The sequence below is a fragment of the Clostridium tetanomorphum genome (genome assembly GCF_017873215.1).
GTDB classification, from domain to species: Bacteria; Bacillota; Clostridia; order Clostridiales; family Clostridiaceae; genus Clostridium_AO; species Clostridium_AO tetanomorphum.
The window spans coordinates 1-16,589 of record NZ_JAGGKA010000024.1 but is presented as its reverse complement, the minus strand read 5'-3'; the positions used below and the strand labels follow the sequence as shown (position 1 = coordinate 16,589).

Sequence of the window (16,589 nt, the reverse complement as noted above, 5' to 3'; positions counted from 1 at the left end):
AAGGGGGAACACTAATGAAAAAAAATTATAAAAAGATAGTATCTTTTTTACTAACCTTTCTAATGCTTTTATCTTCTTTTAATTTTGGAATTTTAAAAGATTCTAAAGTTTTTGCAGAGGGAAACAAAAAAACAAACGTTAACGTAGCAGTTGTAGGAATGTATAACGAAATTTTATTTGCACCAAGTAAAATAATTTTAGAAGGTGATAATCCCACAGCAGAAGATGCACTAAAAGCTACAAGATTAAAAACTGAAATAAAGGATAATGGATGGATTGAAAGTATAGCAGAGCAAAAAAATGGGGTAGATGATGGCTACTATAGTAATAGCAGTGGTTGGATGTATAAGGTTAATTTCATGATGCCAAATGATGTAGCTAAGACTCAGAATGTTAAAGATGGTGACTATGTATTTTTTTATTATGCTAAGTCATCTCAAGACTTAATTCCATCGTATGATAGTTATCAAAATGATTTTGTTAATGTAAATGTAAAGGTATTTAATAAGGACAAAAATAATATATTAAATGACAAAATAATAATGCTAAAAAATCAGCCAGTACATTTCGCTTTGAGAAATGCATTAAAAATGGCAAAAATACAAGGTGTAACTTTTGATATAGATAGTGGATATACAATGACTGAAGATGGAACTATGTATAATTTCATCATAAATAATGAAAGTAGTTCTATAAATAGATTTAATGAAAATATTATAGAAAATGAAAATATAATTATATACGAAAATGATGGGTTAATTCCAACAGTGGCTAAAACTACTGTATCATCCAAGGAAATTTCTAAAAATGAAGAATTAAATATTAATGTTGAAAAAATCTCTATTTCAGATGAAGGAGATTATAAGTATATACCAGCAGAAGGAGCAACAGTTCACTTTGGTGATAAAATAGTAGCTACAGACAAGGATGGAAAAGTAACAATAAAAGGAGAAAATGCTGGAGAATTTGAAGTATGGGCTAATGGAAAGGATATTATACCTACAGACAAAGAAAAGGTAGTAATAAAAGAGCAAAGCAATATAGGTGATGATAGTGAAAAAAATAATATAAAGGTAAAAGTAAGGATTGAAGCAAATGATCATACTATAATCCCTGAAAAGGAGATAGAGGTAAATAACTTTGATTTGAAAGCTTATGGGGCTGCAGAGAATAGTAAGGATATTACAGCAGTACATGCTATTATTAAAGCATTAGAAAATGAAAATATTGATTGCAAGGATAATAATAAATTTAATTCAAATGGATGTACTTTCATAGATAATATAGCTGGTGTTAGACAAGGATCACTGAGTTCAAAAGATGGCTGGATGTATTACATAAATAATAATTATGCACCAGACTATATGAATAAAGTAAATATAAAAGATGGAGATAATGTAGTAGTTTTCTTCCAAGAAGATTATGAGAAAAATACATATTCTTATTTTGATAAAAATGTTATTAAAGTAAAATCAGGAGAAAATATTAATTTAAAACTTTTAGGATCAAAATATGATGTAAATACTAATGAATCAAAAGAAGTTGGTATAAATGATGCGAAAATATTAGTTGATAACAAAGATTATATAGTTAATGGAAAATATATTAATACAGATAAAGAAGGAAATGTTACATTTAAATTTGATAAAGAAGGAACTTATGAAATTTCAGCAGTTAGATTTAATAAAGATACAAATAGAAGAGATATATCAAGACCTTATTGTAAAGTAGTAGTAGAAAAGGGAAATAAAATAGTAGATAAGACTTTTCTTGTAAATTCAATAGATGAAGGAGAAAAAATTTTAAATGCTGCCAAGATTGGTTCAGGAGTAGGTGAGTATTCACAGGGAGCTAAAGATTTACTTCAAAAATCAATAGATGAAGCAAAAAGTGTATTAAACAAAGAAGGGTTAACTACAGATGATGTAAATACTGCTAACACAAAGCTTCAAAATGCTATACTTAAGTTTAAGGAAAGTATAAATAAAGATGAAAACTTACAAAATGTTATAGATAATGCTCTTTCATATTATGAAACTTGGAAGGATAATAGTTTTAAAAGTCTTGATTTTATAACATCAATGGCTTTAAGAAGAGCTGGAGTGGATACAGATAAGCTTTTAAGCAAAGTAAATATTTATGGAATGGAAGGATTACATAATAATGCTAGAAATGTTATGAATATTATAGGTGTTGGGAAAAATCCTAAAAATTATAGAGATAAAGATTATACTAAACTTTTAATAAATTATAATTACGAAAAAGAAAATACATCAGAATATATTGCTAAAGCTATTATAGCTATGGATATGGCAGAAGTTCAATATGATAAGGAAAAAGTAATTGGGGCACTTTTAAGTAAAGCTCATAATGAAGGAGATGGAAAAATTTCTTTTGGGGCAATAACACCAGGTTATTGGGATGATTTCATGGAAGAACAGACTGAGGATGAATATACGCCATACATAGACCATACAGCTTGGAGTTTAATTGCTTTATCAAATCATAAGGATATAAAAAATACTACAGAAGTTATAGAAGGAATTAAGAAATATTTAAAATCTAAACAAGATAAAAATGGTCTTATAGAGAGTTCATCGGATACAGCACTTACAATTCAGGGGCTTATATGCTTAGGGGAAGATACAAAATCTGATTATTGGTGTGTAAAAGATGGAGATAAAAAGATATCCATGGTAGATGGAATGTTGAAATGTAAAAAAGATAATCAGTTTATGCTTCAGCCTAATTCTGGCATAACATCAGATTTAGCAACTGCACATGTACTTGCAGCTTTAGTTGACTTAAATACTATGAGTTCTATGTATAAAAAGCTTAAATATGAAGATATAAGTGTACCTGTTAAAGTGCAAGTTTATGGAGAAAATCAAGTTTATAATGGAGGAAAACTTAATTTAGAAGCTAAGGCTTTTGATTACAATAACGTGGTTATTAAAGATGCAGCTATTTCATGGAAAAGTTCAGATGAGAAGATTGCTACAGTAAAAAATGGAGTAGTTCAAGCTTTAAAAGAAGGAGAAGTAGAAATTACTGCATATATTACAGGTAGTGAAGGAATAAAAGATAGCATAAAAATAAAGATAACAATTCCTCCACAAATTGATTATAGTGATAGACTGAATAAAGAAATAGAATTTTTAAAAAATCACTATATGGCTTATGGAAAATATGAATTTTTAGCATCATCATCAGCGGTTTTAGCAGGTGTGGATAAAAATATAGTAAAAGAAAACATATACAGATATTCTAGAAATTCTACTGCATTACAAGTTTCAAAAACAATTATAGCTCTTTTAGGAGCAGGATTAGATCCTAGAAATGATAGAGTAAAAGATGTAGAAGTAAATCTTATAGAAGTATTAGAAAAAGCCCAAATGTTAGATGGAATAAATAAAGGAAAATTTATAGTAAATGAGGCTATGGATCAAAATTCTATAGAAACTCAAGCTTATTGTATTATAGCTTTGGATCTAGCAGAGGGAAAATATGATAAAGAATCAGCTATTAAAGCCCTTTTAAATATGTTAAATGATTCAAACTATAAAGAAACAGATTCATCATATAAATATATTAAAACAGAAGCATTAGCAGCTACAGCCTTAGCTAAGCATAAAGATATTTTAGGAGTAGAAAATAAAATAAATGAATTAATAACATTCTTTAAGGACAATCAAAATGAAGATGGTGCCTTTGATATGAAGGCTGGAAGCACTTTTGTTAATAGTCCTGCTGCTACTGGAGCTGTGGTACAGGCACTTTTATCTAATAATATAGATCCACTATCATGGCAGTGGAGTAAGAATGGAAAGACTATTTTAGATGGTATGTTAAAAAGTAAATTTGAAGGAAGAGATGCTTCTACATCAGGATATTCTCAAGGAGAGGGCCTTGGATTTGAAAACTCAGAAGCTTCCTATTATGCTTTTTCTGCATTAGTTCAAATGTTAAATAAAAAGCCTATTTATGACATGATAAAAGAGAACATAAAAGATAATCTAGAAGAAGAAAAACCAAAAGATTATACATTAATAATGAATGAATCAATAGACAAAATAATAAGTAAGAATTTATTACTAAATAATGATTGGTACGCTGTTGAGTTAAATAAAGCAGGCAAAGAAGTATCAAAGGGTTATTTGGGAAAAGTTACAAAACAAATAGTAGATGCAAAAGGACAATTAAGTAACGATACTGAGTATGCTAAAAAGATTATTAGTATTTTAGCTGCTGGAGGAGACCCAACTAATGTAGGCGGATATAATCTTGTTGAAAAAATATACAATGGAGACTTAAATCAAGGGTTAAATGCCTATGTATTTGGTCTTATTGCATTGGACTCAGGAAACTTTAATATACCAAAAGAAAGTAAATGGAATAGAGAAACACTTATACAGACTATTTTAGAGGGAAAAACAAAGGATAATGGATGGACATTTTTTGGAAGTAGTGCAGATCCAGATGCTACAGCAATGACAATATCTGCTTTAGCACCTTATTATAATAGTAAAAAGGAAGTAAAAGAAGTTATAGACAATGCATTGATTACGCTTTCAAATATGCAGACATTAACAGGTGGTTTTAAGTCTAGAGGAAGTGAAAACAGCAATAGTATTTCTATGGTTATATTAGCACTTTCTTCACTTAATATAGATTTAGCTATTGATAGTAGGTTTATCAAAAATCATAATACTGCAATAGATGCTTTAATGAAATATAAAACAGAAGAAGGAACCTTTGGATTTAGAGATAATAAATATAATGAATTAGCTACAGAACAAGCATTAAGAGCTTTAGTAGCATATAAAAACTTTAAAGAAGGAAAAGGATCTATATATAAATTTAATTTTATGCCTAGTAAAGTTGAAGTTGAAAATATATTACTAGATAAAACTTTAGTAGAATTAAAAGTAGGAGAAAGTTTAAAGCTTAATGTCACAATATTACCAGAAAACTCTACAAATAAGAAAATGATTTGGACAAGTAATAACACTAAAATAGCTATGGTAGATGAAAATGGAAATGTAACAGCTTTAGGAGAAGGAGAAGTAATAATAAAAGTTGCATCAGAAAATGGAAAATTTGCTCAGTGTAGAGTAAATGTAAAAGCAAAAGGAGAAGTAATTCCACAAGGCCTAGAAATTAAAAATCTAACAAATATAAAGGAATTTAAGTTAAATTCTGATGCCAAAATAACTGTACAAGCTATAAATAATAGCAAGGAAGATAAAAATGTAACTTTAATAGTAGGATTATTTGATAAAAATGGAAGGCTCACAAACTATGTTGCAGTAAAGCAAAATATAGAAAGTGGTAAAAATGTAGAACTAGATGGAATATTAAAGCTTCCAAAAGAAGGAGAATATGAAGTTAAAGCATTTGTTTGGGATAGTTTAGAAGAAATGAACTATCTTTCAAATATAATAGAAATACCAGTTAGATAATGAATAAGGTTGGGATTTCTTACTTTGTAAAAATCCCTTCCAAATATATTATCTATGGGTAAAGACGTACTATTTAAGTTAAGGGGAGGATTTTTTATGTTAAAGAATAAAAGTCTTTATATTAAGTTGTCATTGACTACTGGAATATTTTTTTCATTATGTAGTTATGCTAAAGCAGCAGAAATAAACAAAGAAATAGATGATATACATAAGACTTGGAATATAAAATTTAACCAAGAAGTAAATTATGATGCTGAAACTAAGAGAGAAATTACTATAAAGGATAGCAATGGGAACATATTAGAAACTGAAATAAATTTAAAAGATGGAAAAACTATAACTGTATCTTCACCTAAGGAAGGTTATAAGGTTGGAGAAATTTATACTTTAAATATTGGTGGCAAAGTTCGTTCAAAAGAATTGAAGCTTATAAAGGCTCCAAGAAGTTATACCTTTAAGATAAAAGAAAAAATAAGTAATCCAGATACTGTAGATTATAAGCATAAAGAAATAGTTAATACTACAATAGACACTACAATAAATTCTATAGAGAAAAAAGGTATAGAAACAGAATGGGAATCAATAGCTCTTTTAAAAGCAGGTAGAATAATACCGGATACTTATATTAAAAAAATTGAAGGGGATTTAAAAAATTCAAATGGAGTTTTAGCACAGCCTACAGATTATGAAAGAATGATTTTAGGGCTTCCTGCAGCTAAGGCAGATCCAACAAATGTTGCTGGATATAATTTGTTAGAAAAGGTATATAATAATGAAGATTTAGAAAGTCAAGGAATTAATGCTTATGTATATGGTCTTATTGCATTAGATTCAAAATCTTATGATGTTCCTGATTCAGTTATGTGGACAAGAAAAAAACTTGTAGAAGCTATATTAGATAATCGTACAAAAGATAAAGGATGGGATTTTGCTGGCATAAAAGCAGATCCAGATATGACAGGAATGGCACTTATAGCTTTAGCTCCTTATAAAAATGAAGCAGAAGTTAAAAAAGCTATAGATGAAGGTGTAAAAAAATTATCTGATCTTCAAACAGAGAATGCAGCCTTTTCATGTTATGATTTAGAAAACTGTGAAAGTATATGTCAAGTAATAATGGGGCTTTGTGCTAATGGTATAGATCCAACAGAAGATAGATTTGTAAAAAATAAAAAAACAATGATAGATGCTCTTATGACATTTAAGACAGCAGATGGAGGATTTTCACACATAAGAAAAAGTAAAAAAGATTCAAAAGCTACAGAGCAAGCAGTATTAGCACTACAAGCTTACAAAAATCTAAAGGAAAATAAGAGCGTTAAAATATATTAAATTCTAAAATTAAATACTTAAATTATTAGGTGTTACTATGAAAATAGTAAGTAAAAGGGAAAGTGGTGAAAATCCACTGCAGCCCACCGTTACTGTAATGTTGATGAAACCGTATTTTAAGCCACTGGATGAAAATATATCTGGGAAGGCAAGAAAGTAAAATGAAACTAAGCCAGGAAACCTGCCTAATATTTGTCTATTCTTTCGGAGGGGAAGAAATTATACTTAGACAATTTATTTTGTATTTCTAAAATATAAATCTAACTATAAAAGGAACCCTTCTAGGGTTCCTTTTATAGTTAATGTTACGTATTAGAGAAAATTTTTTACATCATATAAAAAGATTGAAAGTATTAAATATTAATATATTTCTATAAGGAGGAAGCTAATATGAATAATAAAAGAAAAAGAATAATATCTTTTCTCATGGCATTGGCTATGATTTTATCAACATTTAATTTTAATTTATTTAATCCCAATACGGTTTATGCTGAGGAGAAGAATAATGTACAGGCTACCGTAACAGTAAATGATGCTATAGAAGCAGTAATCGCTTGTATGAATAAAGAATACTACAATAGTAAGGGTGGTTCCCTTGAGGGAGAAGCTTATGCCGCTATGTTTAAAGCGGGAGCAGATATAAAAGAAAAGGGATGGAAAGTAAATAAGGATACATCTAGCTATGGATTAGCAGCTTTTGGATCTAAAGTAACTCAGGCATTAGTACTTATGGATTTAGATGAAGATCCAACAACTTATAAAGATATTAAATTAATTAGTACTGTAGCTGAAGAAATCAGTAAAGTAAGCTCGCCTAAAGACATAGGAATAAATGAAGTTAAAGGATTAACTCTTTTAGATAGATATAATGAAAAATTTAGTGATAAAAAAGTTGATTATAATTTAGAAAATGCAATTAAAAACTTAATAGCAGCTCAAAAGGAAGATGGTTCAATAAATAATGCACCGCAACATACTGCAGCTGCATTAGTTGTATTAAATAAGCATAAAGATATTGAGGGAGTTAATGATTGCATAAATAAGGCTTTAGATTATTTACATGGAAAGTATATACTCAATGGAGCTTTGGTAAATTCGAAATTCTTTACTGGCCCTAATGCTGAAGCTGTAATGTGGTTTGCACAGTCAGGAGAAAATTTAACATCAGACAAATGGATTAAAGATAATAAAGGAATAATAGAAACATTATTTAATTTATGGGATGGTAAGAAATTTGTAAATTCTTATAATACAGCAGATTATACACCAATACCAAAAGTACTTTATGCATTAGCGTCTCTTAAAGAAGCGGGGTATGGGGATTATCAAATAAAAGGTGTAAAATTTGATAATATAACTAAAGAAGAACCTGAAAAAACTTGTAAGGCAAATATAACTATAGTTTATCCAAGTGGAGATAAAAAGTATGATGTAAAATTTAAGCCCAGTGAAGTTATTATAAGTAATAAGAAACAGTCAGGACTTACAATTTTAGGAGCATTACAGGCAGCAACAGATGAATATGAAGCAAAAGGTAGTATGGTTACTTCAATTTTTAGAATAAAAAATGAAGGTATGAATGGATGGATGTATTCATTAAATGGACAAATACCGGATACTTTTGCAAATGAAACGGAAGTTAAAGATGGAGATAAAATTGTTTGGTATTATAGCAAAGATGCTATGAATAGTAATGGACCATCTTATGAAGAAATAGTAAAGTTAGTAAAAGATAATGAAAATGAACAAAAACCTGAAGAACCACAAAAGCCAGAGGAACCAGAAAAACAAAAAGATGGCAGTAGCATAACTTCAATAATAAGTGGAGTAATAGATTACTATAATAAAGATCACTTTACTAAAAATCAAGGACAGCTAGTAAATTATGAGTACTCTGCTATGTATAAAGCAGGAGCAGATTTAAAGAAAAAGCCTTGGTATCTAGTAGAGAAATATGAAACTAAGTATGATCCAACACTTAAATATTTAGGAGGAAAGGTAAATCAAAGTTCAATACTTATTGATTTAGATAAAGATGCTAATAATTACGATGGAAGAAATTTAATAAATGAAATAGTAGAAATAGTAGATAAAAATGATAGTTACTTTGCACAAACAGATATACAAGCAGTTATAGCTATAGATAATTATAATGAAAAATTCAAAGATAAAAAAGTTAGTTATAATTTAGAACATGCAGTTGAAAAGATTTTAGCAGCACAATGTGAAGATGGAGGCTTTAAGCAAAGATCAATATCTGTTCCAATAAATACAGGATATGCACTAATGGCTTTAAGCAAACATAGAGATATAAAAGGTGTAAATGAGGCTATATCAAAAGCTTTAAAATATTTGCATGGAATACAAAATGATGATGGTGGACTATATGACAAAACTTTTGTAACAGGATATCATTCAGAAATTCTTCGTGGAATAGTTGCAGTAGGAGAAAATCCAACCTCAAAAGAATGGACAAAATCATCGGGTAAAAATCCGGTAGATTCTTTATTTACATTATGGAAAGAAAATAATTCTTTTGATGGAATGAAAGGTGAAAGTGTAAATAATAGGGGATGGGTAGAAGCTACATGGAAAGCATTATATGCATTAATAGATTTAAGAGATGCTGGATATGGTGAATATGTAGTAGATGGAGTAAAGGTTAAAGGCATAAATGATGGAGATGACCAGCAGGAAGAAAAAACTTGTAAGGTTAATCTATGCATTGCTATGCCTGAAAATGGTAAGTATGTACCATATATTAAGCCAGAAGAAGTTATAATAAGCGATAAGAAGCATGACAAAGGATTTACAGCTCTTGGAGCATTACAAGCTAAAATAACACTCTTTGAAATGACAGGAGATATGGTTACTTCTATATATGGATTTGAAAATAAAGGTCAAAATGGATGGATGTATATTGTAAATGGAGTTGTTCCAAGTGAAATGCCAGGAAAAGTTTCAGTTAAAGCTGGAGACAAAATTATATGGTATTATTCCATGAGTGGCATGGAAGGAAAGGCACCAACTTGGGAAGAGTTAACAGGACAAAAACCAGAAGAGAAACCAGAGGAAAAACCAGTAAAGGCTACTATAGATCCTAAACTAGTAGAGATTTTACCAGGAGAAAGCTTCACACTTAGTGTTACATCAGAAAAACTAGCTAATATTTTAACTTATAAATCAGAAATTGATGGTATAAATAATGGATTTAAACCAATAGTTGAAGGAAAAATAACATTGGATGTGTCCAAAGATGTAAAACCAGGTAAATATACTATACATGATATAGAACTACACCAACTAAATATTCCAAGCAAAATACCAATTTATATGATTGGACAATATATTAATGATTCTAATAAAATAGCTACTTTACCTGAGGTTACTGTTGTTGTAAAAGAGAAAGAAAATAAATGCATAAAAGTTAATTTAGCTATTGAAGGATATAAAGGCATTATACTTGATGAAAAAGATATTGAAGCAAAAGAGAATGAAACATTAGAACAGATAATTACTAGAGTTTTAGATAGTAAAAAAATAGCTTATGAAAACCGTAATTCATATATTTCAATGATAGCTGGACAGAGAGAAATAGATAGAGGAAAAACTAGTGGTTGGAAGTTTTCTATAAATGGTACAGTACCATCAGCAGGAATTAATGGAGTAGTTCCTAAAAAAGGAGATAGCATAAAATTTTTCTTTGCAAAAGATGCTATAGCTGAAGTTCCATATAGAGATGTAGACTCTATAGAATTAGATAAAAAAGATTTAAATTTAAAAGTAGGTGAAGGTTTAAAACTTTGTGTAACAATAAAACCGGAAAATGCAACTGATAAAAATGTAATTTGGACAAGTAGTGATCCGAAAGTTGTTACAGTAGATAATGAAGGAAATGTAAAAGCTATAAGCATAGGAAATGCAGTGATTACAGCAAGTACAGAAAAAATAGGAAAAGCTGAAATAAAAGAAGTAAAATGCACAATTAAAGTAGATGGAAAAGAAGAAATACCATCAAAAGATTATACAAAAGAAGTAGAAGATTCTTTAAAATCCACATCTTCTATTATACTTAAAGCAAATATTGGTGATTGGAATGCATTTGCTTTAAAAGCAGCAGGATTCCAGATACCAGACACTTACTTAAGATCTATAGAAGAAAAGATAAAAAATAGAGATAAGAGTTTATTTAATGAAAAAGGTAAATTTTCAAGTACTACGGATTGTGAAAGAACAATTATAGGAATTGTAGCAGCTGGTGGAGATCCAAGAAATATAGGAAATTACAATTTAGTTGAAGATTTATGTAGCAGAGATTTATTGAATGAAAACAACATATATGCATTAGCATATGGAATTATTGCTTTAGATTCAGGAAAATTTAGCTTAACTAAAAATTGTAAGTTTACAAGAGAAGATATAGTAAATGAAATAGTTAATATGCAGACAAATGGGGGATGGGGCTTTGGAACTGTAGACTCAGATACTACATCCATATGTTTAATAGCTCTTTCAAACTATAAAAATGACGAAAAGACAAAAAAAGCTATAAATGATGCAGTAAAAGTTTTAAACAATATAAGAAATGATAAAGGTGAATATGTTTCATCTTGGAATAAAAATGGTTCAAGTGAAAGCATTTCCCAAGCAATAATAGCTCTTACTGCTTTAGGCATTGATCCAACTAGCAAAGAATTTACTAAAGGTGAAAAAAATCTAATGGATTGCTTATTAGATTATAAAACTAAAGATGGAGGATTTGCACATATAAAAGATAAATTAGATACTGCAAATCCAGTAGCTACACAACAGGGATTACAGGCATTAGCAGCATACAAAAACTTTAAATCTGGAAAGATAGGTTCTATATATAATATTAAAGAATTTAAAGATGAGTTAAAAATAGAAGAAATAGAAATTAAAAATTTAACAGATGTAAAAGAATTTAAATCAGGCACTGATGCAAAAATAACTGTACAAGCTATAAATAATACTAAAGAAACTAAAAATGTAGCTTTAATAGTAGGATTATTTGACAAAAATGATAGACTTGTAAACTATGCAGCAGCAGAGCAGAGTTTAGATGAAGGAAAATCTGTTAATTTAAGAGTTAATTTAAAATTACCAAAGGAAAATGGTTACACAGTAAAAGCTTTTGTATGGAATGGATTGGATGATATGACACCACTTTCAAGTTCAATAGAAATACCAGTTAAATAATATGTAGTTATTTAAAAATATAGGGACAGTTTTCAATATATAAAAATGATAACTGTCCCTATATTCTAATCAATATTAACAAAGGAGGAAAGTTTAATGAATAACAAAAACAAAAGAATAATATCCATTATAATTACTTTTTTAATGTGCTTTTCTATATTGGATTTTTCAATATTAGAATTAAGAGCATCAGCACAGGAAAACGGAAAAAATGAAACTAACTCTAATATAAGTATAAGAGTAGAAGGAGTAAAAGATACTTTATTTAATAAAGAAGTTAGTGTAAAAGATGAGGTATATGTAAAAGATTTAGTTAGTAATGCTATAGGAAAAGAAAATGTGGAAGGCATAGATACAGGTTTTATAAGAAAGATATTAGGTGAAGAGGGAAAAGATGACCGTGGGTGGATGTATTATCTTGTAGATAATAATGGAAATGTATTACAAGGTGATGTAATAAATAAACAGCAAATTAAAGATATTAAAGGCAATTATTATAAAGAAATGGTTTGGCATATAGCAAAATGGACAGATGGAATTACTTGTATACCAAAGGTAAGTGTAGAAAATTCAGGAAATGACTGTAAAATAAAAGTTATTGAACAAAATATTATGATGGGAATTGACCCAAGGCCTGCAAAAGAAGTTAATGTAAAGGTTGAAGGAGTAGGAGAATATAAAACAGATGATAATGGAGAAACTTCTTTTAAAGTAACACCAGGTGAGCATAATGTATGTGTATATAAAACTGCAAAGGATTCAAAAGGACAGGAATATCCGGCTATAGTAAGACAAAAATTTACAGTAGTAGGACAAGGAACAGGAGAAAGTGCTAAAATTGAAGAAATAGTAAAGAACGTAAAAAAATATTATGAAGGTAAGGAAGAAATAAGTTATTTACCAATACTTTCTTTTAATCATATAAATAGTTTAGAGAAAAATAATTTTAAATTAAAAGAACTTAATAATATAGCTGCTATAGCAGATAATATAATGGGAATAATAGCTATAGGTAAAAACCCTTATAGTTATGAAGGAATAAATTATGTAGAAAAGCTTGTAAAAGCTCAAAATGAAAGTGGTAAATTTATTATAGGAAATAGAGATGAAAAATCAGTTACTGCACAGGCAGAAACAATTATTGCATTAGATATGACTTCAGCAAAATATAATGTGGATAAAGCTTTGGAAGTCATTATGAGTTCAGCTAAAGATGGAAAATATGAAGATATAGATAGTACCACAAAGGTTTTAATTGCGATATCAAAACATAAAGATTTCGAAGGAGTTAATGAATTAATTGACTCTTGTTTAAAAGATTTAAGAGAAAAACAACTAGAAGGTGGAGGATTTGATTATTATGGAATGGGAAATAGTCCTTATTCCACAGCACCTGTTATACAGGCATTAATTGCTTTAGAAGAAAATCCAATATCAGAAAAATGGACTAAAGGCGGAAGAAACTTATTAGATGCACTAATAGCTTGCAAAGTATCAGATAATGGATTTGAAATGGCAGAAGGTATGGGTGGAGGCTTTTCAGATCCTACAGCAACAGAGTGCGCTTTTGCAGCTATTGCAGATATTTATAGACAAATATCTATGTATCATAATTTTAATTTTAAAGTAGAAGAAAAACCAGATCCAATTAAAATAGTAAATAATGAAATAGATGATATAAAATCTTATTATGAAAAATCACAGGGATATAATTTTAGTACTATACTTGGATTAAAATTAGCGGGAATTAGTGAAGAAGTATTGCAAAATAAAATTGCTCTAAATGATAAAGAAAATTTATTAGCAGCATCACAAAATGTTATATCTATTGTTGGAATTGGGAAAAATCCAAGAAATTATAATGGGAAAAACTATGTAGAAATTTTATCCAATAGTATAAATGGTAGTTCAAGAGCAAATGTTGAACAATTAAGTTATGCTTTAATAGCTTTAGACATGGTATCTGGGGATAAAAAAGATATAGATGATGTTATCCAAAAAATTAAGAGTAAAAAAATTAGTAAAGTATTGGACTGTTCTATGGCCCTTATAGCATTGTCAAAGCACAAGGATATAGAAGGAGTAAATGGTATTATAACTTCTTGTATAGGTAAATTAAAAGAAGAACAATTAGATAATGGAGGATTTACTGCTAGTAAAAGAATGTGGCCAAATGGAGATAGTCAAGATACTTCTATAGCAATAGAAGCATTGATTGCAGTAGGACAAGATCCCATATCAGATCAGTGGAGTAAAAATAATAAAACACCATTAGATGCATTGCTATCTTTTAAAATGGGAAAAGGATATATATATGAAAGCAGTATGGGAGCATATGAACAAGACATGTATACATCCTTTGTATTGAGAGCGGTTATAGCGCTTAGAGATAAAGAAGTTTTATTTAATAAATTTAAAATTTCCTATAATGTGGATAAAGATAAGACAGAAGATATAAAAAATGCTTTAAAAGATTTAAAAACTTATTATAGTGATAAAGAAAAATATGAATTTAGGGAAGCTTTGGCATTAAATCATTCTAGTGATAATATTTCAGAGGATATAAAAAATATACAAGATAAATATAAAATAAAAGAAAATCCTACAAATGTATCAGCATATGCTGGAAATATCATAGGAATAATAGCTATTGGAAAAGATCCTAAAAAATATAATGGAATAAATTATTTAGAAAAGCTTATAAATTCTCAAGTAAAAGATGGAGAAAATAAAGGAAAGTTCATAATTTCAGAAGAAGATGGAGATTGGCCAACAATTCAAGCCTATGCAATTTTAGCATTAGATATGGCAGAAGCTAATTATGATAAAGAGGAAGCTGTAAAAGCATTATGCAGTATGAGTAGCAATGGTGTATACAATGATGTAGATACTACAGCTATGGTAATAACAGCACTAGCAGCTCATAAAGATATAAAGGAAGGAGAAAATATAGTAAATTCTTCTATAAAATATTTGAAAGAAAAGCAGAATAATGAAGGGGGATATGATGCATATGGACAAGCTAATAATCCATATACAATATCCGCAGTAATTCAAGCTTTAATAGCTAATAAAGTTAATCCCCTAGATGATGAATGGTGGAAAAATGAAAGTAGTATGGTAGATGCATTACTTAAAAATAAAGTAAATGGTAACTTTGGAAACGACTTTGCTAATAATCAAGCATTTATGGCTTTGTCTGATTTGTATAAAGGAGAATCTATGTTTATAAAAATCAAGTTTATAGATAATTCCCCAGTACAGAAAACTATAAATGAATTGAAGGGATACTATACAAATAAAGATAAAACTTATAACTATATTCAAGCGTTGTCTTTAAACAAAGTAGGATTTTCAAAAGAATTAATAGCATCTAGTTTACAACTTAGAGAAGAAGAACCAGGTTTTATAAGTTTTGATGCAAAAACTACAGCCCATGCAAAAAATATTATAGGAATAGTATCTGCAGGACTAAATCCAAAAAATTATAAAGACAAAAATTATATAGACATATTAGTTAAAGCGCAAGATGAAAATGGAGAATTTAAATTAGAAGGTGATGATAAAAAATCTATAGAATCTCAAGCTTATTCAATAATATCCTTAGATATGTGTAAAGAAAGATATGATGTGAAGGCAATAGAAATATTAAAAGAAGCAGGGAAAAATATAAAAGATAAAGATTTGAAATACATTACAACTATAATATTTGCACTATCAAATCACAGAGATGTGGAAGGTGTAAATGACATATTAAATAATTGTGTTAATAAACTTAGAGAATATCAGACAGAAGATGGAGGATTTACTTCAAGTATAGATAGTAAAGATGAAAAATGCTGTAAAGATACTGCAGAAGCAATACAGGCATTAGTAGCAGCAGGAGAAGATGTATTATCACCAGCATGGAGTAAAAATGGAAAAACTCCATTAGATTGTTTAATGACATATAAAAAAGGAGATCATTTTATATACAATAGTGTAAAATCAGGATATGAAGAATATACAGATGAAGCCACTGGTAAAGCATTTGCAGCTTTGATAGATATATATAATGAAGAATCTATGTTTAAAGCATCAAATCCACAAAAGCCAAATGATGAAAAACCAAGTGATAATAATAATTTTCAAATTAATAATTTAACTAATACAAAAGAATTTAAATTGGGCACTGATGGAAAAATAACTGTACAAGCAATAAATAATACAAAAGAGAATAAAAATGTATCTTTAATAGTAGGATTGTTTGATGAAAATGAAAAACTTTTAAACTATGTTGCTGCAAAGCAAAGTATAGAATCAGGTAAAATTATAGAGTTAAATGGAATGATAAAACTTCCTAAAGAAGGAAAGTATACAGTAAAAGCTTTTGTATGGGATAGTTTAGATAATATGATGCCACTTTCGAATATAATAGAAATACCAGTAAAGTAGAAAAAAGTGATAAAAGGATTTTTGCATAGCAAAAATCCTTTTATCTATTATTGTCTATAAATAAAACCACCTGCTATGCAGGTGTGTTCAGAAAAGCTTAAGCGTTGAAAAAAAACACCTCACTTTGATAGAATAGATATG

Annotated in this window: 4 protein-coding genes and 1 riboswitch; all 4 genes read left to right on the top strand. The window is 28.8% G+C overall.

What is annotated here, in order from left to right:
• The first annotated feature begins 14 nt into the window (after window positions 1-14).
• The 4 genes from J2Z24_RS18170 (at window position 15) to J2Z24_RS18155 (ending at window position 16,448) form a co-directional block, all read left to right on the top strand.
• Window positions 15-5,462: an Ig-like domain-containing protein gene (locus tag J2Z24_RS18170; RefSeq protein ID WP_051593404.1), complete on the top strand. Its 5,448-nt coding sequence runs from the start codon at window positions 15-17 to the stop codon at window positions 5,460-5,462.
• A gap of 96 nt (window positions 5,463-5,558) precedes the next feature.
• Window positions 5,559-6,794 (top strand): prenyltransferase/squalene oxidase repeat-containing protein, encoded by a 1,236-nt coding sequence (locus tag J2Z24_RS18165; RefSeq protein ID WP_035151050.1) that lies wholly within the window; start codon window positions 5,559-5,561, stop codon window positions 6,792-6,794.
• A 10-nt stretch (window positions 6,795-6,804) separates the two neighbouring features.
• Window positions 6,805-6,997, top strand: a riboswitch (cobalamin riboswitch).
• Window positions 6,998-7,184: 187 nt separating this feature from the next.
• Complete coding sequence (locus tag J2Z24_RS18160; RefSeq protein ID WP_051593405.1) at window positions 7,185-12,014, top strand: DUF4430 domain-containing protein; 4,830 nt, start codon at window positions 7,185-7,187, stop codon at window positions 12,012-12,014.
• A gap of 96 nt (window positions 12,015-12,110) precedes the next feature.
• Window positions 12,111-16,448: a prenyltransferase/squalene oxidase repeat-containing protein gene (locus J2Z24_RS18155; RefSeq protein ID WP_035151052.1), complete on the top strand. Its 4,338-nt coding sequence runs from the start codon at window positions 12,111-12,113 to the stop codon at window positions 16,446-16,448.
• The last annotated feature ends 141 nt before the right edge of the window (window positions 16,449-16,589 follow it).